At 60.9% G+C, this 18487-nt stretch carries 19 protein-coding genes; 5 read left to right on the top strand and 14 right to left on the bottom strand.

Going from position 1 to position 18487, the window contains the following annotated elements; translation table 11 throughout:
- Positions 1 to 27 precede the first annotated feature (27 nt).
- From A6U98_RS04385 to A6U98_RS04375, 3 genes are all read right to left on the bottom strand, one after another.
- Positions 28 to 1233 (bottom strand): multidrug effflux MFS transporter, encoded by a 1206-nt coding sequence (locus A6U98_RS04385; protein WP_064648311.1) that lies wholly within the window; start codon positions 1231 to 1233, stop codon positions 28 to 30.
- A 137-nt stretch (positions 1234 to 1370) separates the two neighbouring features.
- On the bottom strand, positions 1371 to 1706 hold the full coding sequence (gene grxD / locus A6U98_RS04380) for a Grx4 family monothiol glutaredoxin (protein ID WP_027684529.1): 336 nt from the start codon (positions 1704 to 1706) through the stop codon (positions 1371 to 1373).
- 332 nt (positions 1707 to 2038) lie between these two features.
- On the bottom strand, positions 2039 to 2269 hold the full coding sequence (locus A6U98_RS04375; RefSeq protein WP_064648232.1) for a hypothetical protein: 231 nt from the start codon (positions 2267 to 2269) through the stop codon (positions 2039 to 2041).
- A 164-nt stretch (positions 2270 to 2433) separates the two neighbouring features.
- Here A6U98_RS04375 and A6U98_RS04370 point away from each other — a divergent pair, with 164 nt between their 5' ends.
- Positions 2434 to 3666: a hypothetical protein gene (locus A6U98_RS04370; protein ID WP_064648231.1), complete on the top strand. Its 1233-nt coding sequence runs from the start codon at positions 2434 to 2436 to the stop codon at positions 3664 to 3666.
- Between the two features lie 34 nt (positions 3667 to 3700).
- Here the strand turns inward: A6U98_RS04370 and A6U98_RS04365 are convergent, their stop codons facing one another.
- Both A6U98_RS04365 and purL read right to left on the bottom strand, forming a co-directional pair.
- A complete protein-coding gene (locus tag A6U98_RS04365) occupies positions 3701 to 3934 on the bottom strand; it encodes a BolA family transcriptional regulator (RefSeq protein ID WP_003579540.1) in 234 nt (77 codons plus the stop codon).
- A 19-nt stretch (positions 3935 to 3953) separates the two neighbouring features.
- The gene (gene purL, locus A6U98_RS04360) at positions 3954 to 6185 is read right to left on the bottom strand and encodes a phosphoribosylformylglycinamidine synthase subunit PurL (protein ID WP_064648230.1); all 2232 of its coding nucleotides are present in this window, start codon (positions 6183 to 6185) and stop codon (positions 3954 to 3956) included.
- A 365-nt stretch (positions 6186 to 6550) separates the two neighbouring features.
- On the opposite strand from purL, the gene A6U98_RS04355 reads away from it, so the two are divergent.
- A complete protein-coding gene (locus A6U98_RS04355; protein WP_064648229.1) occupies positions 6551 to 8293 on the top strand; it encodes an aconitase family protein in 1743 nt (580 codons plus the stop codon).
- Positions 8294 to 8384: 91 nt separating this feature from the next.
- On the opposite strand, the gene A6U98_RS04350 is transcribed toward A6U98_RS04355, so the two are convergent.
- Positions 8385 to 8963: an acyloxyacyl hydrolase gene (locus A6U98_RS04350; protein WP_064648228.1), complete on the bottom strand. Its 579-nt coding sequence runs from the start codon at positions 8961 to 8963 to the stop codon at positions 8385 to 8387.
- A gap of 122 nt (positions 8964 to 9085) precedes the next feature.
- On the bottom strand, positions 9086 to 10504 hold the full coding sequence (locus A6U98_RS04345; protein ID WP_064648227.1) for a PLP-dependent aminotransferase family protein: 1419 nt from the start codon (positions 10502 to 10504) through the stop codon (positions 9086 to 9088).
- 81 nt (positions 10505 to 10585) lie between these two features.
- Between A6U98_RS04345 and A6U98_RS04340 the strand changes: the two genes are divergently transcribed.
- Positions 10586 to 10843: a DUF1127 domain-containing protein gene (locus A6U98_RS04340; protein ID WP_064648226.1), complete on the top strand. Its 258-nt coding sequence runs from the start codon at positions 10586 to 10588 to the stop codon at positions 10841 to 10843.
- Between the two features lie 43 nt (positions 10844 to 10886).
- Here the strand turns inward: A6U98_RS04340 and A6U98_RS04335 are convergent, their stop codons facing one another.
- The 7 genes from A6U98_RS04335 to A6U98_RS04305 all read right to left on the bottom strand — a co-directional run bounded on the left by A6U98_RS04335 (position 10887) and on the right by A6U98_RS04305 (position 16811).
- Positions 10887 to 11279: a hypothetical protein gene (locus tag A6U98_RS04335; RefSeq protein ID WP_064648225.1), complete on the bottom strand. Its 393-nt coding sequence runs from the start codon at positions 11277 to 11279 to the stop codon at positions 10887 to 10889.
- 44 nt (positions 11280 to 11323) lie between these two features.
- Positions 11324 to 11995 (bottom strand): phosphoribosylformylglycinamidine synthase subunit PurQ, encoded by a 672-nt coding sequence (gene purQ, locus A6U98_RS04330; protein ID WP_064648224.1) that lies wholly within the window; start codon positions 11993 to 11995, stop codon positions 11324 to 11326.
- Positions 11992 to 12546: an RNA 2'-phosphotransferase gene (locus tag A6U98_RS04325; RefSeq protein WP_064648223.1), complete on the bottom strand. Its 555-nt coding sequence runs from the start codon at positions 12544 to 12546 to the stop codon at positions 11992 to 11994. Before A6U98_RS04325 ends, purQ begins: the two co-directional genes overlap by 4 nt.
- A gap of 44 nt (positions 12547 to 12590) precedes the next feature.
- Complete coding sequence (gene purS, locus A6U98_RS04320) at positions 12591 to 12833, bottom strand: phosphoribosylformylglycinamidine synthase subunit PurS (protein ID WP_018072257.1); 243 nt, start codon at positions 12831 to 12833, stop codon at positions 12591 to 12593.
- A 15-nt stretch (positions 12834 to 12848) separates the two neighbouring features.
- Entirely contained in the window at positions 12849 to 13613 is a 765-nt protein-coding gene (gene purC / locus A6U98_RS04315; protein ID WP_018242191.1) for a phosphoribosylaminoimidazolesuccinocarboxamide synthase, read from the bottom strand.
- Positions 13614 to 13862: 249 nt separating this feature from the next.
- Positions 13863 to 16160, bottom strand: a complete 2298-nt coding sequence (locus tag A6U98_RS04310) for an EAL domain-containing protein (protein WP_064648222.1) — start codon at positions 16158 to 16160, stop codon at positions 13863 to 13865.
- A gap of 96 nt (positions 16161 to 16256) precedes the next feature.
- A complete protein-coding gene (locus A6U98_RS04305; RefSeq protein WP_064648221.1) occupies positions 16257 to 16811 on the bottom strand; it encodes an alpha/beta hydrolase in 555 nt (184 codons plus the stop codon).
- 176 nt (positions 16812 to 16987) lie between these two features.
- On the opposite strand from A6U98_RS04305, the gene A6U98_RS04300 reads away from it, so the two are divergent.
- Positions 16988 to 17800 (top strand): DUF2189 domain-containing protein, encoded by an 813-nt coding sequence (locus A6U98_RS04300; protein ID WP_064648310.1) that lies wholly within the window; start codon positions 16988 to 16990, stop codon positions 17798 to 17800.
- A 175-nt stretch (positions 17801 to 17975) separates the two neighbouring features.
- A complete protein-coding gene (locus A6U98_RS04295) occupies positions 17976 to 18464 on the top strand; it encodes a low affinity iron permease family protein (RefSeq protein WP_064648220.1) in 489 nt (162 codons plus the stop codon).
- The last annotated feature ends 23 nt before the right edge of the window (positions 18465 to 18487 follow it).

The following is an 18487-nucleotide window of genomic DNA, read 5'->3' as shown; positions in this document are numbered from 1 at the left end:
ATCCCGAATGCGGAGGAGGGCGGCCGTTCAGACGGCTGGGTTCTGCGATTGGAAGAGGCGGCCCTTTTCGGCGATCAGCACGAAGACGAGCCCGATGATCGACACGGTGAAATAGCCGGCGACCATCGGCAGTGCAGTGCCGTCGAAGGCCTGGCCGATGCCGGCGCCGATGATGGCGCCGCCGACCGTGCTCATGAAGCCGAGGACGGATGAGGCGGTGCCGGCGACGTGGCCGAGCGGCTCCATGGCGAGCGAATTGAAGTTCGAGCCGATCCAACCGAACTGGAACATGGAAAGGCCGAAGAAGGAGATGAACAGAGCGAAGGGCATCGGCTCGGTGCTGGCCATCTGGACAATCAGCCAGATGGTGTTGATGGCGATGAAGCCGATGAGCGAGCCATGCGACAGGCGGCGCATGCCGAGCTTGCCGACAAAGCGCGAATTGAAGAAGGACGACAGCGACATGAAGATCGCCACGCCGGCAAAGGCGAAGGGGAAATAGACGCCGAGGTCGTAAATGCCGACATAGACCTGCTGGGCCGAATTGATGAAGCCGAACAACGCGCCGAAGATGAAGGTGCTGGCGATGGTGTAACAGAGCGCGACGCGATTGGTCAGCACCAGCTTGAAGGCGCCGAAGATCGAGCGGGCGGTGAAGGGCCTGACATTGGCGGGATTCAGGGTTTCTGGCAGGCGTAGATAGGCCCAGACGGCAATCGCCGTCGCCATGGTGGCGATGAAGAGGAAGATCAGGTGCCAGTTGCCGAAGAACATGACGATCTGGCCGGTGCCGGGCGCAATAACCGGCACGATCATGAAGACCATCATGATCAGCGACATGACTTCGGCCATCTGCCGTCCGCCATAGATATCGCGGACGATGGAGATGGTGATGACGCGGGTGGCCGCCGAGCCGATGCCCTGGACGAAGCGCAGCACCAGCAGGCCGGCGAAGGAGGGAACGAAGACGATGCCGATGGCCGAAACGATATAGACGACGAGGCCGAACAACAGCGGCGTGCGGCGGCCGAAGCGATCGGAAAGCGGTCCGTAGAAAAGCTGGGCGCAGCCGAAGCCGAGCAGATAGGAGGAGACGACGAACTGTCGGTGATTCTCGCTCTCGACGCCGAGGCTCGCGCCGATCTGCTGCAAGGCCGGAAGCATGATGTCGATTGCCAGCGAGTTGATGGCCATCAGGAAGGCTGCAAGCGCGATGAATTCACGCTTGCCCATGGGCAGGCGGCCCGCGGACACGGCTTGTGATGAATCTGTCACAATGAAATTCCCATAAACAGGTCAAGGCGCTGCTGGCCGCAGCGCCTCGAACTCAAGAAACAGATTTGGAAACCGGGCGGACGTCCGGTGACCGGTCAGGAGGCGGCGCGGACCGCGATGCCATTTTCCTGGAGATGCTGCTGCAGCTCACCAGCCTGGAACATTTCCCGGACGATGTCACAGCCGCCGACAAACTCGCCTTTTATGTAAAGCTGCGGGATTGTCGGCCAGTTGGAATATTCCTTGATGCCCTGGCGGATTTCCGAATCGGCGAGCACGTTGACGCTCTTGTAGTCGACACCAATGTAATCAAGAATTTGCACGACCTGCCCGGAGAAGCCGCATTGCGGAAACTGCGGCGTGCCCTTCATGAAGAGGACGACGTCGTTGGTCTTGATTTCGTTGCCGATGAATTCGTGAATGCCGCTCATGGGACCTAATCCTTTCAACAGGCGGGTTAAAGGCCCACCGTTTCAATCGTTGCCTTTAGATAGCATGCAACAGCAGGAATTCCAGCCGCCCGAACCAAAAAAAAGACCAATTCGGGCAGGCCGTTGCCGGCATTGTTGCCGCTGCGTTACGCTCAATGGGCGAGATAGGTCTGAAATCTGAAATGGCTGAAGTCTGAGACAGATCGCGACGACCGCCGCGAGAATGATCGTCACAATGCGCATCGTCGGTTCAGGACCTCAATGACGTTGTGGAGACGACATAGGCGGAGCGCTGCAGAATTTGTCCGAAAACACTCACATTTCATCGTGCCTCAGTTGCGTCGCTGACGGCTGCGGCCGGCGGCGGTGCGGCGTTTGCTGACCTGTTTACGGGCGGGCTTGGGCTTGGCCGGGGTCGCCTTGCGCGCAGCCGTCGTCGTCGCGGCGGGGCGTGTCTTACGCCTGCTGCGCTTCGTCGTGGCGCGGCCGGTGGTTTTCTTCAGGATCTCCTTCAGCACGGTGTCGACGATGCCTGATATCAATTCTTTGACTAGGTCGGCCACAAAACCCCTCCGTTCGTGATGGAAACGACATGGCTGCTATTGAATTCCGGAAGAGTTCGGTTAGCAAGACGGCTTCGAGACCATGGCTGCTTTTTGCCCATATCAGTGGCGCAGCAGCCGGATCGCACCAACATGCCGGCCATTCGTCCGGCCGGAAGAGTGGAATGAAACTGATCGAGAAGCGGGTCGTCCTGCATTTCCCGGGCTTCGAGCCGCTCGACGGCGTTGCCCACAGGGCACGCTACGAGCGTTCGGCCAGGCAGAGTGCCGCCGTCTGGGGCTATTCGGTTGAAACGGGGGCGCCGGAAGCGGGAAGTGATCCCCTCAGTTTCGAGGTCACAACGGGCGAATGGGCAGCCGAAGTAGCGCCCGTGGCAGCCGAAGTGGCGCCCGTGGCAGCCGACAAAGCGGCGGCCGGGGAAGGGACCGGTTCTCCTGGTTGGCAGACGAAGAGCCGGATCCACATGGTCGATCATGACTCGCTGGTAAGCAGGCTGCGCGACGGCAACACCCTGAGCCAGATCATGGTAGGCTTCCGAAGCTGCGCCGAGATCATGCTCGAAGGCGGCATGCGGGGATATTTCCGCCACGCCTGGCGTTTCGGCCTGTTCTTCCTCTTCCCGTTCCTGCTGACGGCGCTGGCGATCGCGCTGACGGCCCAGATCGCCATCATGCCCTTTGCTCTTGGCTTTTCCCCGTGGCACATGCTCTGGAGCGGACCGCTGGCGCTCTGTTTCTTCACCTTCGCCTTCCTGCCGTTTTCCGAACGCTTCCACACGCTGCACCTCTTCGCCGATTGGGCAATGGCCGTGGCGCTCGGCCGCATGGACCGGACAGATTTCAACAACTGGCTGGAAGACCGGGCCGCTGTCGTGCGCAAGGCGCTTGAAGAGGAGGCGGACGAATATGTGATCTCCTCACACAGCATGGGATCGAGCGTCGCAGCCCATGTCATCGGCATATTGCTGGAAAGGGAGCCGGAGATCTTCAAGGACAAGCGTGTGGTGTTTGCCACACTCGGCAGCGCCATCCTGCAATGTGCGCTCATGTCATCGGCAACACTGCTTCGCGCCCGTGTCGGGCTGATCGCCCGCTGTCCCGAGATTTCCTGGCTCGATGTGCAGTGCCTGACGGATTCGATCAATTTCTATAAGGTGCCGGTCGTTGCCGTCTCCGGCCATACGGATGCGCCTGAGGCGAAGATGATCCTGATCCGCGTCAAGCAAATGCTGACGCGCGAGCACTACCGCAAGATCCGCAAGGACCAGCTTCGCGTCCACCGGCAATATGTGCTTGGCCCGGATCTAAAGGCGTCGTTTGATTTCACGCTGATGACTGCGGGGCCGATGCCTGCCTCGGTCTTTGCCAGTCCCGATGAAAAGAGAATGCCCGGCTGAGGGCCGGGCATCGTTATCGGGATTGCGTCGGGCTCTATTCCGGCGCGGAGGTCTGCAGCGCCAGCGCATGCAGTATGCCGCCCATATTGCCCTTCAGCGCCTCGTAGACCATCTGGTGCTGTTGCACGCGGCTCTTGCCGCGAAAGGCTTCGGCGACGACTTCGGCGGCGTAGTGATCGCCGTCGCCCGCCAGATCGCGGATCGTCACCTTGGCACCGGGAATCCCAGCCTTGATCATGTCTTCGATATCGCCGGGTTTCATGGCCATGATCGTTACTCCTTGCGCATCATTCCGCAGCAAGCTCGCCGCGGCCTTCCATGAAATCAGGGAACCATGATTCATGGGCATCGCGCAATTGCTGAATCGGCAGCGAGATGAGATCGCCGACGACGAGCGCCGTTCCTCCGACCGTGCCGAGACGGCGGAAGGGAACGCCGCCACCTTCTGCATTGGCGCAGACGAAATCGGCGACATCGGCAGGCAACGTCAACACGTAGCGCGCCTGATCCTCCCCGAAGAGCAGCGCATGCGGCGCGCCCTTGCCTTCGCCTAGATCAATCGTCAGGCCTTTGCCCGAGGCCATCGCCATTTCGGCGAGCGCCACGGCAAGGCCGCCCGAGGAAATGTCGTGGCAGGCGGTCGCCTGGCCGTTGCGGATGACGGAGCGAACGAAATCGCCATTGCGCCGTTCGGCGAACAGATCCACCTCCGGCGCTGGACCTTCGCGGCTGGAAAGTACATCGCGGAGATAGACGGACTGGCCGAGATGGCTGCCGTCGACACCGATCATGATGACCTTATCGCCATCGTTGGCCGCGCCGATGCGGGCCATCTGGCGCCAGTCCGGCAGCAGGCCGACGCCTGCGATCGTCGGGGTCGGCAGGATGGCGACGCCGTTGGTCTCGTTGTAGAGCGAGACGTTGCCGGAGACGATCGGGAAGTCGAGCGCGCGGCAGGCCTCGCCGATGCCCTTCACCGCCTGCACGAACTGACCCATGATCTCGGGCTTTTCGGGATTGCCGAAGTTGAGGTTGTCGGTGGCGGCGAGCGGTTCAGCGCCTGTCGCAGTGATGTTGCGCCAGCATTCGGCGACCGCCTGCTTGCCGCCTTCGAAGGGGTCTGCCTCGACATAACGTGGAGTGACGTCGGAAGAGAAGGCGAGCGCCTTGGATGGATGGCCGTCGACGCGCACGACGCCGGCATCGCCGCCTGGAAGCTGCAGCGAATTGCCCTGGATCAGCGTGTCGTATTGCTCATAGACCCAGCGGCGGCTCGACTGGTTTGCGGAGCCGACGAGTTGTAGCAGCGCCTGGCCGTAATCCTCGGGTGCGGCGACGAGATTGGCTGGCAGGGGGCCATGCTTGCCGGATTCGCGCCAGGGGCGGTCATATTCCGGCGCCTGGTCGCCGAGATCCTTGATCGGCAGGTTGGCGACTTCCTCGCCCTGATGCATGACGCGGAAGCGCAGATCGTCGGTCGTCTTGCCGACGATGGCGAAATCGAGGCCCCATTTGACGAAGATCGCCTTGGCTTCCTCTTCCTTCTCCGGCTGCAGCACCATGAGCATGCGCTCCTGGCTTTCCGACAGCATCATTTCGTAGGCCGTCATTCTCTCTTCGCGCACCGGCACCTTGTCGAGCTCGAGCAGGATGCCGAGATCGCCCTTGGCGCCCATTTCGACGGCCGAGCAGGTGAGGCCGGCTGCACCCATATCCTGGATGGCGATGACGGCGCCGGTCTTCATCAGCTCGAGGCAGGCTTCCAGCAGGCATTTTTCGGTGAAGGGGTCGCCGACCTGAACGGTCGGGCGCTTCTCCTCGATCGATTCGTCGAATTCGGCCGATGCCATCGTCGCGCCGCCGACGCCGTCGCGGCCGGTCTTGGCGCCGAGATAGACGACCGGAAGACCGACGCCCTTGGCTTCGGACAGGAAGATGGCGTTGGACTTGGCAATACCGGCGGCAAAGGCGTTGACGAGGATGTTGCCGTTGTAGCGAGCGTCGAATTCGACTTCGCCGCCGACCGTCGGCACGCCGAAGGAATTGCCGTAGCCGCCGACGCCGGAGACGACGCCGGAGACGAGATGGCGGGTCTTCGGATGATCCGGCTCGCCGAAGCGCAGGGCGTTCATCGCGGCGATCGGGCGCGCACCCATGGTGAAGACGTCGCGCAGGATGCCGCCGACGCCGGTCGCAGCACCTTGATAAGGCTCGATATAGGAGGGGTGGTTGTGGCTCTCCATCTTGAAGACGACGCAATCGCCGTCATCGATGTCGACCACGCCGGCATTTTCACCCGGGCCCTGGATGACGCGCGGACCCTTGGTCGGCAACGTGCGCAACCATTTCTTCGAGGATTTGTAGGAGCAGTGCTCGTTCCACATGGCCGAGAAGATGCCGAGCTCGGTGAAGGTCGGTTCGCGGCCGATCAGATCCAGAATACGCTGGTACTCGTCGGGCTTCAGGCCATGACCCGCGATGAGTTCCGGCGTGATCGGGATGGTGTTTGGAATGGTCATGAGCTCTCGAAATTCCCTGCCTTAGAGCAATCCAGCAAAAGTGCGCAGCGGTTTTGCGTCCGGATTGCGTGAAAAGAAAGAGATAGAGCATGTCCGTGATTCCAGGAAAAACGGACATGCTCTAGCGCGTTTTCCGCTCTTTAGCCTATGTAGGGACGGCGCGCGACAGGAAAATGCCCGCCGTCAACAGCGGGCGGGCGACTTCTTCGGCCCGGTACGGGCGGCCGCTTCTCAGAGTCTGTTTGACAACTTGCTTTTGATTCTCGATCGATAGCAATGGGGCAAGGCTCCGGCCTCAGCTTTTGTGTGCCGCTGATGTTTCCTATAAGGAAGCTTTTCTTCTTTGTTGATGGTATCGAGATACAATGCCGGACATACAACAACAGGCAGACGAAAAGGTGTTTGCCGGGCGCGCGCTTGTGGCTGGCTTCGCTACAGGGTCGATCGTATTCAGCGACACGGCGCTCAGCTTCTGGGGCGGCGTCGACTCCCGAACCGGAGAAGTCATCGACCGCCACCATCCCCTGTCGACACAGGTCCTGACAGGAAAGATTCTCGCCATCCCCGGCGGACGCGGCTCATGTACGGGCAGCAGTGTGCTCATGGAGCTGATCATGAACGGGCACGCTCCCGCCGGCATCGTGGTCTCGCGCCAGGAGGAAATACTATCGCTTGGAGTGATCGTCGCTGACGAAGTGTTCGGCCGATCGATCCCCGTTGTCCAGCTCTCCGAAGACGACTTCGCCGAGCTGCACTCCATCCCTGAAGTCACACTCATCGGCGATAAGATCATCGCGAGCCGGATCGAAACCGCCCCAGGTTTCGATGCCGCCGATCGCACCTATGGAAATTCGATAGCGCTGACATCGAGGGATTGGTCCGCTTTGAACGGGGAAATGGGCAAGGCCGTGCAGGTGGCAATGAGGGCCACGACGCGCATGGCTGAAATTCAGGGAGCGACGGAACTTATCGATATCTCCCAGGTCCATATCGATGGCTGCATCTACACCGGGCCGACCAGCCTGGAATTCGCGAAACGCATGCGGGACTGGGAGGGTAGGGTTGTCGTACCAACGACCCTGAACTCGATCTCGGTGGACCAGATGCGTTGGCGGGAGCAGGGCGTGTCTCCCGACGTCGCCGGACCCGCATCCGAACTGGGTGAGGCCTACGCCTCCATGGGAGCGCGAAAGACGTTCACCTGCGCGCCCTACCAGCTGTCGTCCGCACCCAGGCAAGGTGAGCAGGTGGCCTGGGCGGAGTCGAACGCCGTCGTATTCGCCAACAGCGTTTTGGGCGCTCGCACGGCCAAGTATCCTGATTACCTCGACCTCTGCATCGCTCTCACCGGGCGCGCGCCGCTGACCGGGCCGCATATCGCCGACAACAGGCGCGCCAGCCTCGTGGTCAATGTGTCGGGCTTCGTGTCGCGGGATGACATGGTCTACCCCATTCTCGGCTACCACATCGGCAAGCTTGTCGGAGATGAAATTCCGGTCGTGATCGGCCTCGAGACGTGGAAGCCGAATCTGGACGACCTAAAGGCGTTCGGGGCGGGTTTTGCGACGACATCAGGCTCTCCGATGTTCCATATCGTCGGTGTCACGCCGGAGGCCGACAGCCTTGAGAGCATTGTCGGAAGCAAGATCAAGGCGAGCTACGAAATCTGTCCCAAGGACATCGTTGCGGACTGGAGGAAACTCAACGGCAGCTCTGTGGATGCCATCGAGTTCGTCGCGCTGGGCAATCCCCATTTCTCTTTCGACGAATGCGAGCGGCTGGCCGCGCTCTGCGAAGGCCTGGCGAAACATCCTGACGTCAAGGTTCTGGTTACCTGCAACCGTGCGACGTTTGATAGGGCTTCCGCTGCGAATCTCGTCGGCAGATTGTCGGACTTCGGCGTAGAATTCGTAACCGATGCGTGCTGGTGCACACTTGCGGAGCCTGTCATCCCAAAATCGGTCGATACAATTATCACCAATTCGGCGAAGTTCGCTCACTACGGTCCGGGATTGACGGGCAAGGCGCTTCGGTTTGGCAGCCTGGCGGACTGCGTCGCGGCGGCTTGTCAGGGCGAGTTGAAGCCTGTTTGTCCGACATGGGACTGAACGGTTCCCGCCTGCCGATGGCGGTTCAGACGGCGGTAATGAGCAGTTCAATCATCCGTCGGCCAACCCGCTGAAATTGTCGAACGGACTCTCAGAACTTGTAGCCGACCTGCAAGCCGGCGCGCGTCATGCCGTCGTTCGGCCCATCGCAGAGATTGGCGTGCGAGGAGTGGGCGATCTGGGCCATGACATTCCAGTGGGCGTTGAAACGATAGCCGGCGCCCAGATATTCGTGGAAGAGGACGCGACAGCCGAGTTCCGGGCCGTCATCATCGCCCTCAAGATCGCCGGTATGAATGACGCCGCCGAAGCCGGCTTCGGCAAAAAGCTTCTCGTTGAAATCGACCGTCCAGGTGAAGCCGGTGAAGAACTGGGTGGCTTCGCCCGACGTGCCGATCGAGGTTCCGAGATGCACACGAGGGTGCAGCAGCTGTTGCTGCCAGCCGACTGCTGTATCGTAGCCGAAGGGATCGAAGAGAGCGGTAATCTCCGGAAAGACACCGTCTTCCCTGGTATGGCCCGATTGTACCGAGGTCGAGACGCCAAACCGCAATTCATCGAATATCTGTTCGCCCGCAGTTGCAGAGCCCGCAACCGAGATGGCGGCTGCCACTGCCACTGATGCAATACTCAAAAAACACAACGCGATCCTTCCGAAGTCGACCCTCATTTGCTGTCCTTTGATTCGCGTCAGACGGGAACAACAAAGAGGTAACATGGAGGTTGAGTCGGTGAAGCGCTCCGAATGGGCTCCGGCGTTTTTTCCGATTTATGACGTGTATTTGCAACATGTCATATTTCGCCGTCATAGGCGGAGCCGCCATTTTCCAACAGCCGGCGCAGGATCATCAGCCCCGAGGTCAGTTCCTGTCCCGTCTTCGGCGAGGACAAACCGATGCGAACGCGGTGATAGGCTTTCTCGCCGCGGGCCGCCTTGAACTCGTCCTCATCGTCGACGAGCACACCGTCGCGGTAGGCGGCATTCTTGAACGTGCCTGACATCCAGGGCTCCGGCAGTTTCAGCCAGAGGAAGGGCGCGTGGAGGTGGGATTCGAAATCGAAACCCTGCAACTGCTCGCGGGCGAGCTGGACGCGCCTGGAAAGTTCTTTGACGCTCGCTTTGCGGATCTCGTGCGCTGTGCCGCTTTCGACGAGGCGCGCACAGGTCTCCGCCAGGATGAAGGGCAGGCCGCCGGTGATCATCTTGTGCGTCACCCTGATGCGCTGGGCAAAATGCGGCGGGCAGGCGACCCAGCCGCCGCGCACGCCGGCGGCAACCGATTTCGACAGGCCGTTGACGAGGAAGGTGCGGTCGGGCGCGATCGAGGCCAGCAGCGGCGTGTCGTCGTCGGCCATACCGCCGTAGAGGTCGTCCTCGATCAGCCAGACACTGTGTTTCCTGGCGATTGCGGCGATGGCCGTGCGCCGTTCATAGGGCATGATCGCCAACGTCGGATTGTGGACGGTCGGCATCAGGAAGGCGATCTTCGGATGCTGCTGCTGGCAGAGCCGCTCGAAATCCTCGGGGATCATGCCAAACTTGTCGGAATCGACCGTCAGTGTGCGGCGGCCGAGAAGGCGGACGCTGCGGCTGACCTGGGTATAGGTAAGATCCTCAAAGACGATCTTGTCACCCGGCGCCGAGACGGCGGCGATAACTGATATCGCCGCCGCATGGGCGCCGAGCGTCGGTACGATGTTTTCGACCTCCGGCGTCCAGCCGCTGCGGGCAAGCCAGAGGCGACCGGCCTCAAACCAGTTGCGCGGGAAACTCCGGGAATAAGAGGAGATTTCGGAAAGATGCTGTTCGCCGATCTCGGCGAGGATACCCGCTATGACCTTACCTTGGCCGAGATCGGGCGCGGCTGTCGTGTCGAAACGGATCTTGTTCGCCGGCGCATCCTGGACGCGGGTGCCGCCGAGCGAGACGGTCAGCGGATCGATCTGTTCGCCGGGCGCCGTCTCCGAGCGGTTCAGCACATAGGTGCCGCGCCCCACTTCGCCGGCAACCAGGCCGCGCTCATGCACCAGTGCATAGGCGCGGCCGATCGTGCCGATCGTCACGCCGATATCGTAGGCAAGGTTGCGCTGCGGCGGCAGCTTGCTGCCGGCGGGCAGGGCGCCGCTTGCTATGGCGGATTCGATGCTATCGGCAAGCCGGAGATAGACCGGCCCAGAACCGCGGGAAATATCGGGAAGCCAATTTGTCATGGTGACAATTGTATATATTGGCACATTGTACCCGTCAAGCGTATGAGTCAATTCCAATGGCAAGCCGAGAGGATTCCTGGAATGTCTGCCTTACCTGAGATCAAAATGCCGATTGTACCGATTGCCTCTTACGAAGACAGGAGGCAGATCATCCTCCCCGCCGCACCTGCTGAGGTGACGACGCGCCTGGGCCGGATCTGGGCCGCGATTCTTCTCTGGCATCAGAAGCGGGAAGGTCGGCGCGCGCTGAGAGGCCTGACGGCGACCGAGCTCAAGGATATCGGCGTGTCGCAGTCCGAAGCAGCGCGCGAAGTCGGCAAGTCGTTTTTCTGGGACTGATCATGCTTTCGAGCAGATCATTCTTTCAGGGCCGATTGGACGATCAGCTGCAGGCCTTGTTGCCTGCCGACCAGCGATTGACGTCAGTGGTGATGCGGCCAGCGACCGGCTCCTGCATCATCGGCCCGAAGGCCTGCAGGCGCGACGGGCTTCCCTCGGCCTGCACGACGAGTAGCGGCCGGCTTTCCGGGCTGCCCTTGTGGACAAGCAGGATGCGTGGCCGGCCGGAGAACGAATTAAGTTCCGGCGCCAGCTTATAAGCAGCAAAAGCCGGATCGCCCGATTTGAACCAGCAGGCATTGGCGCCGAGCGCCACGCGTTCCATCGTCGGCAGTGCGGCGCGGTTCGGGCCTGTCGTCGGCGCCGACGTCTGGCAGGCTGCGACCATGGCTGCGACAGCGGTCAACAGGGCGGCGTTTGCGAGGCGAGGGCGCATCGATCTTGCTCCAGATCCGGATGAGAGGATTTTGCGTGCCGAGGTCAGGCGGCGATGACATCGAGCGCCGAGGCGAAGAGGCCGCGGCCGTCCGAGCCGCCATGAGCGGCCTCGATCAGGTTCTCGGGATGCGGCATCATTCCGAGCACGTTGCCCTTTTCATTCATGACGGCGGCGATATCGTTGATCGAGCCATTCGGATTGGTGCCCTCAGCATAACGGAAGACCACCTGGCCATTGCCTTCGATCGCAGCCAGCGTCGCATCGTCGGCGAAATAATTGCCGTCATGATGGGCGACCGGGCAGCGGATGACCTGACCCTGCGCATAGGCGCGGGTGAAATCCGTCTCGGCATTGACGACTTCGAGCTTGATCTCGCGGCAGACGAATTTCAGCGAGGAATTGCGCATCAGCGCGCCGGGCAGCAGGCCGGCCTCGACGAGGATCTGGAAGCCGTTGCAGACGCCGAGCACCTTCACGCCCTTTGCAGCCTTGTCGATGATCGCCTGCATGACCGGCATGCGGGCGGCGATCGCGCCGCAGCGCAGGTAATCGCCATAAGAGAAGCCACCTGGGATGACGATCAGGTCGACATCGGGGATCTCGGTTTCCGTCTGCCAGATCGTCACCGGTGGCTGGCCGGAGATCTTGGTCAAGGCGGCGATCATGTCGCGGTCGCGGTTGAGGCCCGGAAGTTGAACGACGGCTGATTTCATGGGGTCCCTGCGTTTCGCGAAAGATATTGAACTGGAACGCTTTCGGCGAGCCATACTCCATTGTCGGAGACAAAGAAAGAATGACCCTCTGAAAACATGCGGGCCGCGTCCACACGTAGGATGAGATGTTCACCCTTGCGGCGCATTGCAACGATTTTCGCCGTTTCGACATCTGCCGACAGATGAACGTGGTGCCGTTGCATCTTCTTCAAGCCTTCGCGCTCGATCGACTGCCAGCTCGTCAAAGCCGTGCCGTGAAAAAGAGCAGCCAGCGGTTCAACCTGGTTCAAGGCGAGATCGACGTCGACGCTATGACCTTGGTTTGCGCGAATTCTATTATCGGCGAGCGTGAAGCGCTTCTTTGGATTGTTTTCGACAATCTCGATGATATCGGCGCGGGAAACGTCGTATTTCGACGCCAACGCTTTTTCGAGCTCGTCGAACGACACCCAACCCTCGCTATCAAGCGTCAAGCCCGCGGCATCAGGCGCATGACGCAAAACATAGCTCATAAATTTCGAGACTTCCGTCTCCAGCTTTGCTTTCATCATGACGCCAAAACCTCAAAGTCCGCCAGACGACGGGTCTGTGATCATCAGTCGATCGCGATTGCGTAGTTCTCGATCACCGTGTTGGCGAGCAGTTTTTCGCACATGGCCTTGAGATCGGCCTCGGCCTTGCCCTTGTCGGCGCCTTCCAGCTCGAGGTCGAAGACCTTGCCTTGGCGGATATGGCCGACGCCCGAGAAGCCGAGGGCGCCAAGCGCACCCTCGATAGCCTTGCCCTGCGGGTCGAGAACGCCGTTTTTCAGCGTGACGGTGACACGAGCCTTGATCACTTTGTCTTTCCTGCCTTACTTGACGAGAACCGGGCCAGTGCCGCGCACAGGCTCGTTTTCATTGATGATGCCGAGACGGCGCGCCACTTCGGAATAGGCTTCGAGCAACCCGCCGAGGTCACGGCGGAAGCGGTCCTTGTCCATCTTCTCGTGGGTTTCGATATCCCAGAGCCGGCAGCTGTCCGGCGAGATTTCGTCGGCGAGGATGATGCGCATCATATCGCCTTCGAAGAGGCGGCCGCATTCGATCTTGAAATCGACGAGCTGAATGCCGACGCCGAGGAAGAGGCCGGTCATGAAGTCGTTGACGCGGATGGCAAGAGCCATGATGTCATCGAGTTCGGCGGGGTTTGCCCAGCCGAAGGCGGTAATGTGCTCTTCGGAGACCATCGGATCGTCGAGCGCGTCGGACTTGTAATAGAATTCGATGATCGAGCGTGGCAGCACGACGCCTTCGTCGATGCCGAGGCGCTTGGCGAGAGAACCGGCCGCGACATTGCGCACGACGATCTCCAGCGGGATCATCTCCACTTCCTTGATCAACTGCTCGCGCATGTTGAGCCGGCGGATGAAATGAGTGGGGATGCCGATCTTGTTCAGATGGCTGAAAATATACTCGGAAATGCGGTTGTTGAGGACGCCCTTGCCATCGATGACTTCGTGTTTCTTCTTGTTGAAGGCAGTGGCATCGTCCTTGAAGAACTGGATCAAAGTGCCCGGTTCCGGGCCCTCATACAGAATCTTTGCCTTGCCCTCGTAAATACGGCGGCGACGGTTCATCGTGGTCATTCTCTGTTGTTGGCGCTCTTGGGATAGCGCGAGTGGATCGATCTCGTGGCGTCCCCTTAAAGGAAAAGAGAGGGTTTCACAATCCGCCTGTCGCTCCTTCCCTGGTTTCCGGATTTCGCGGCCTGGTTTCCAATTTTACGGAATACCGCCAAGAGAATCGAATGAATTCGCAAGACAAGTCTAGCGCCTTTTCCTCTACGGTGGAATGAAGGCAAAATGGCGGGCCGCTTATGCAGGTTTTTATTTGGCGGCTCTGCTTCGCAGCGCGCGACGAAGCTGCGTCTGCAAGGCGCGAGCGGCGGTTTGCCCGTGGCGCCAGCTTCCGGCGCGGATGAAGGAGGGGATCTGCATGGCGGGCATCGGCCGGGCGAGCGCGAAGCCCTGCAGTGTGTCACAGTCGAGTTCTTCGAGAATGCGGATATGCTCCACCGTCTCGACGCCCTCGGCGATGACGAAGATGTTCAGCGAGCGGCCGATATCGATGATCGAGCCGACCAGTTTGCGCTGCTCGGCCGATTGCGGCAGCATGCGGATCAATTCGCGGTCGATCTTCAGCGTTTTCGGGCTCAAGCGCAGCAGGCTGACGATCGAGGCATGGCCGGTGCCGAAATCGTCGATCTGGATGTCGATGCCGAGCTTGCGCAGCTTTTTCAGGTTGGCGGCCACTGCCTCGTCGCAATCGTCGAGCGAGATCGATTCCAGCAGCTCGAAGGAGATGGTGCCGGGCTCGATCTTCAGGGCGCGAAGCTTCTTGCCGAGATCAGGGTCGGCGAGCCGCCTGGCGGAGACGTTGACCGATATCTTCGGGATCGACAGCCCGTCCTTGATCCAAACGCGGCGGTCGGCCAGCGCTCGCTCCAGGATCAGGGCGTCAATGGTCGAGACGACGTCGAGGTCCTCGGCGATGTCGAGAAAGCGGTCGGGCGTCAGCAGCCCGTGCACCGGGTGCTGCCAGCGGGCAAGTGTTTCAATGCCTGCGACATCGAGTGTGCGGGCATCGAACTGCAGCTGATAGAAGGGCACGAATTCATTGCGCTCGAGGCCGATCAGGATCTCGTCGGCGAGGTGCTTGGCGGAGATGATGTCGCGGCGGGCAGAGGCCGAGAAGAATTCGAAGCGGTTGCGGCCCAGGCCCTTGGCCCGATAAAGCGCGATATCGGCGTCGAGCAGCATCTGCTTGGCGTCGAGCGTCGGCCCGTTATCGATGGCGATACCGATGCTGGCGCCGAAACGGCAATCGTGCCCCTCATATCTGACGGGTTTGCGCAATTCGCGGATAACGCGTTCGGCAAGGCCGCCGATCTTCTTCGAGGCCGGATCGACGGCGCAGAGGATGACGAATTCATCGCCGCCGATGCGGGCGACGAAATCGGCGGCGCGGACGGAATTTCTCAGTACGCTTGCGGCGTGCTGCAGCATGGCGTCGCCGGCCCGGTGGCCGAGCGTGTCGTTGATCTGCTTGAAGCGGTCGAGATCGATATGCAGGATTGCCAGTGCCAGGCCCTTTGCCCGGCATTCGGCCGAGCGCTCGCCCAGCATCTTGTCGAGATAGCGGCGGTTCGGCAGGCCGGTGAGATAATCGTGCAGCGCCAGGTGCTCGATGCTCTCCTTGGCGGCTTCGAGCTCGCGGTTGCGCGCCTCTGCCAGATCTTTGGCGCGCTGCAGTTCGTTGCGGAGCGCGACTTCCTCGGTGACGTCCCAGTTGGCGCCAATCAGCTTGCGGTGGCCGTTGCCGTCGATGAAGAAGGCCGAGCGGGCGCGGATGACACGTTCGGCGCCGTCGCCGCGAATGATGCGGTATTCCTGCTGGAAATCACTGCCGCTTTCGACGCTACGGTCGGACAAGCCTAGCACGCGCTCGCGGTCGTCGGGATGCAGGCTTTTCGCCCAGACGTCGCCGCCGATCTGACGCGAGGCACCTTGCAGCCCGTAAATGGCGATGAGGCGGTCGTCCCATTCGACGGTATCATGCTCGATATCGGCTTCGAAGACGCCGATGCGGGAAACCTCCAGTGCCAGATCGAGCCGGCGCGACAAACGCGACAGCGTCTCCTCGGCTTCCTTACGGGCGGTGATATCCGTATCCGTGCCGATGATGCGCGTCGGCACGCCGTTCTCGTCCCATTCGACGCAGGCGCCGCGACACTCGATCCAGACCCAGTGGCCGTCCTTGTGACGCTCGCGATATTCGAAGACCTGGTAATTTGGATCGCCGGCATTCTGCCGGTCGATTGCATGGACGACGAAATCGCGATCGTCGGGATGAACGAGCTGCAGCCACGCCTCGTAATCGCCGTTGGCTTCCTCGTCGGGCGCCATGCCGCGGATGATTTTCCACGTCGGCGAGTAATATTTCCGGTCGAGGCGGTAGTTGTGATCCCATACGCCAAGGCCAGAGCCGACGAGCGCATAATTCCAGCGGCTCTCCCGCTCGGCTAGATCGGAATCGTCGGTTGACCCATTGCCGATGCCTGCCTCAACCGCTGCGGCATCGCCATGCGGATCGCCGGCCTCTGTATGGGCTTTCTTCACGGGCATTCTCGCTTATCTCACCTCGGCGCAGTCTGCTGTCATTCCATTAAGAAAGACTTAGAAAGCACCTGCTCAACAAGCGAGGCGGCGTCTTTTCCGCAATCAGGCGGAGAGCCGGCCGAGGAACTGAGCAAAGACCATGGTGCCTTCGGGCCAGGGGCCGTGACCGGAATCGGCATTGATATGACCGGACTCGCCGGCATCGACGAGGAAGGAGCCCCAACTGCTGGCAATATCGTCGGCATGGTCGTAGCTGCCGAACGGATCGTTGCGACTCGCGACCGTGATCGACGGGAAGGGCAGCGGATCGCGCGGATAGGGACCGAAAGTCATAAGGTGCTTCGGGCGGATATCGGGATTGGCGACATCGGGCGGGGCGACAAGGAAAGCGCCCGCCACCCGGTTGCGGAAATGCGGGATGGCATGGATCACCGAGGGCACGCCCAGCGAATGGGCGACGAGAACGACCGGGCGGGTCGAGGCGTTCACTTCCTCGGCGATGCGGGCGATCCAATCCTCGCGGACAGGCTTCGTCCATTCGGCCTGTTCGACGCGGCGCGCCGTGCTGAGTTTTGCCTCCCAGCGGCTCTGCCAGTGGCTCGGGCCGGAATTGGTGTAACCGGGGATGATGAGGATATCTGCGTCTGAGGCTTTCATAGTGCCGCCGATGTGAGAAAGCTTGTCCAAGATGTCAAGAGGGGGATGTCAAGGGAGAGAGCGACACGGGCGTTGAAAGTTGTTATATTGCTCCAGTGCCGGTTGCGGATTTCGTGTCGGCTTGCCCGCCGATGCTTACCGCCGCCGACCAGGTCTCGGCTGAGGAGGAGAAAGCCATGGCGGCATTTCATGTCATGACGGGTGCCAGCGAAAGCTTCGCGCGGCCCGTCGTCAATCGCATCGGTATCGCTGACGTCTTCGACGCGCTGAAGCGCGGATACGAGGATTTCATGGAGAAGCCGTCGCACTATGTGTTCCTGTGCCTGATGTATCCGATCGCCGGCGTCTTCCTGACGCTGTGGACTTCGGGCGCCAACCTTTTGCCGATGGTCTTCCCGCTGATGGCGGGTTTCGTGCTGATCGGCCCGATCGCAGCGATTGGCCTCTATGAAATAAGCCGCCGGCGTGAGGCCGGCCTCGACGCTTCCTGGACGCATGCGCTCGATGTGCGCCATTCGCCGGCACTGCCGTCGATTGTGGCGGTCGGGCTGATGCTCTGCGGCCTCTTCGTCGTCTGGCTGGTGACGGCACAGACGCTCTACAGCAATCTGCTCGGCGAGGTCTTTCCGCGCAGCATGGCGGATTTCTTCCGCCAGGTCTTCAGCACGTCAGCGGGCATGCAGCTGATCATCTGGGGCAATCTCATCGGCTTCGTCTTTGCGCTCGTCGTGCTGGCGATGACCGTCATCACCTTTCCGCTGCTGCTCGACCGCGATGTCGGGGCGGTCGCCGCCGTCACTGCGTCAATCCGTGCGACGATTCTCAATCCGGTTCCGGTGCTGCTCTGGGGCCTGATCGTTGCCGCACTCCTCGTCATCGGCACGATCCCGGTCTTTGCCGGGCTTGCGCTCGTCATCCCGATCCTTGGCCATGCGACCTGGCATCTCTATCGCAAGCTGATTGGGCGGGAAGGGGAAGTCACAGCATAACCACGGCCTCGCCTGCGAGGAATCCCGGAGATCCCTGGGGGAAATCCAGGATCCCAGGTGGAATCTGGGATACCCTGGGAACCTCGAACCTGCCTCGGAGTTTGTTTAGCCGAGAGCATGATGTCGTCGACTCATCATGCTCCGGGGACGTCGAGGGAGGATCTTTGAGGTGACGATGAAGCATCTGTTTGCCCACTTCGCAACCAAGGTATCGGAATGGGCGGGCAAGCCTGTCATCTTCATCCTGGCCCTGATCGCCGTCGTCATCTGGGCGGCACTCGGCCCCTTCTTCGATTATTCGGAAACCTGGCAGCTGGTCATCAATACCGGCACGACGATCGTCACTTTCCTGATGGTCTTCGTGCTGCAGAACGCCCAGACGCGCGACACACGGGCGATCCAGGCCAAGCTCAACGAAATCATCCTGACCAGCCATGCCGAGAACCGTTTCATCGGTATCGAGAATCTCGACGAGGAAGAGCTGAAACGTCTCGACGAGTTGGTCGCCAAGGCCGCAAAGGGCAGGGGTGAGACGGAGGCTTGCAGGACAGCGGAATCAATCGAAGCAGCAAATAGGGCGCCGTCGAAGAAGGCGGAGGCGCGCAAACGCTCTGTGGCTGCCAAAGTACCGAAGCAAAAACAACAGCCGCTGGAGAAAGGCTAGATATGAAAACGGCGCCTGCAAGG

The organism is Rhizobium sp. WYCCWR10014, from assembly GCF_001657485.1.
In the GTDB taxonomy this organism is placed as follows: Bacteria; Pseudomonadota; Alphaproteobacteria; order Rhizobiales; family Rhizobiaceae; genus Rhizobium.
This window is presented reverse-complemented; position numbering and strand designations above follow the sequence as displayed.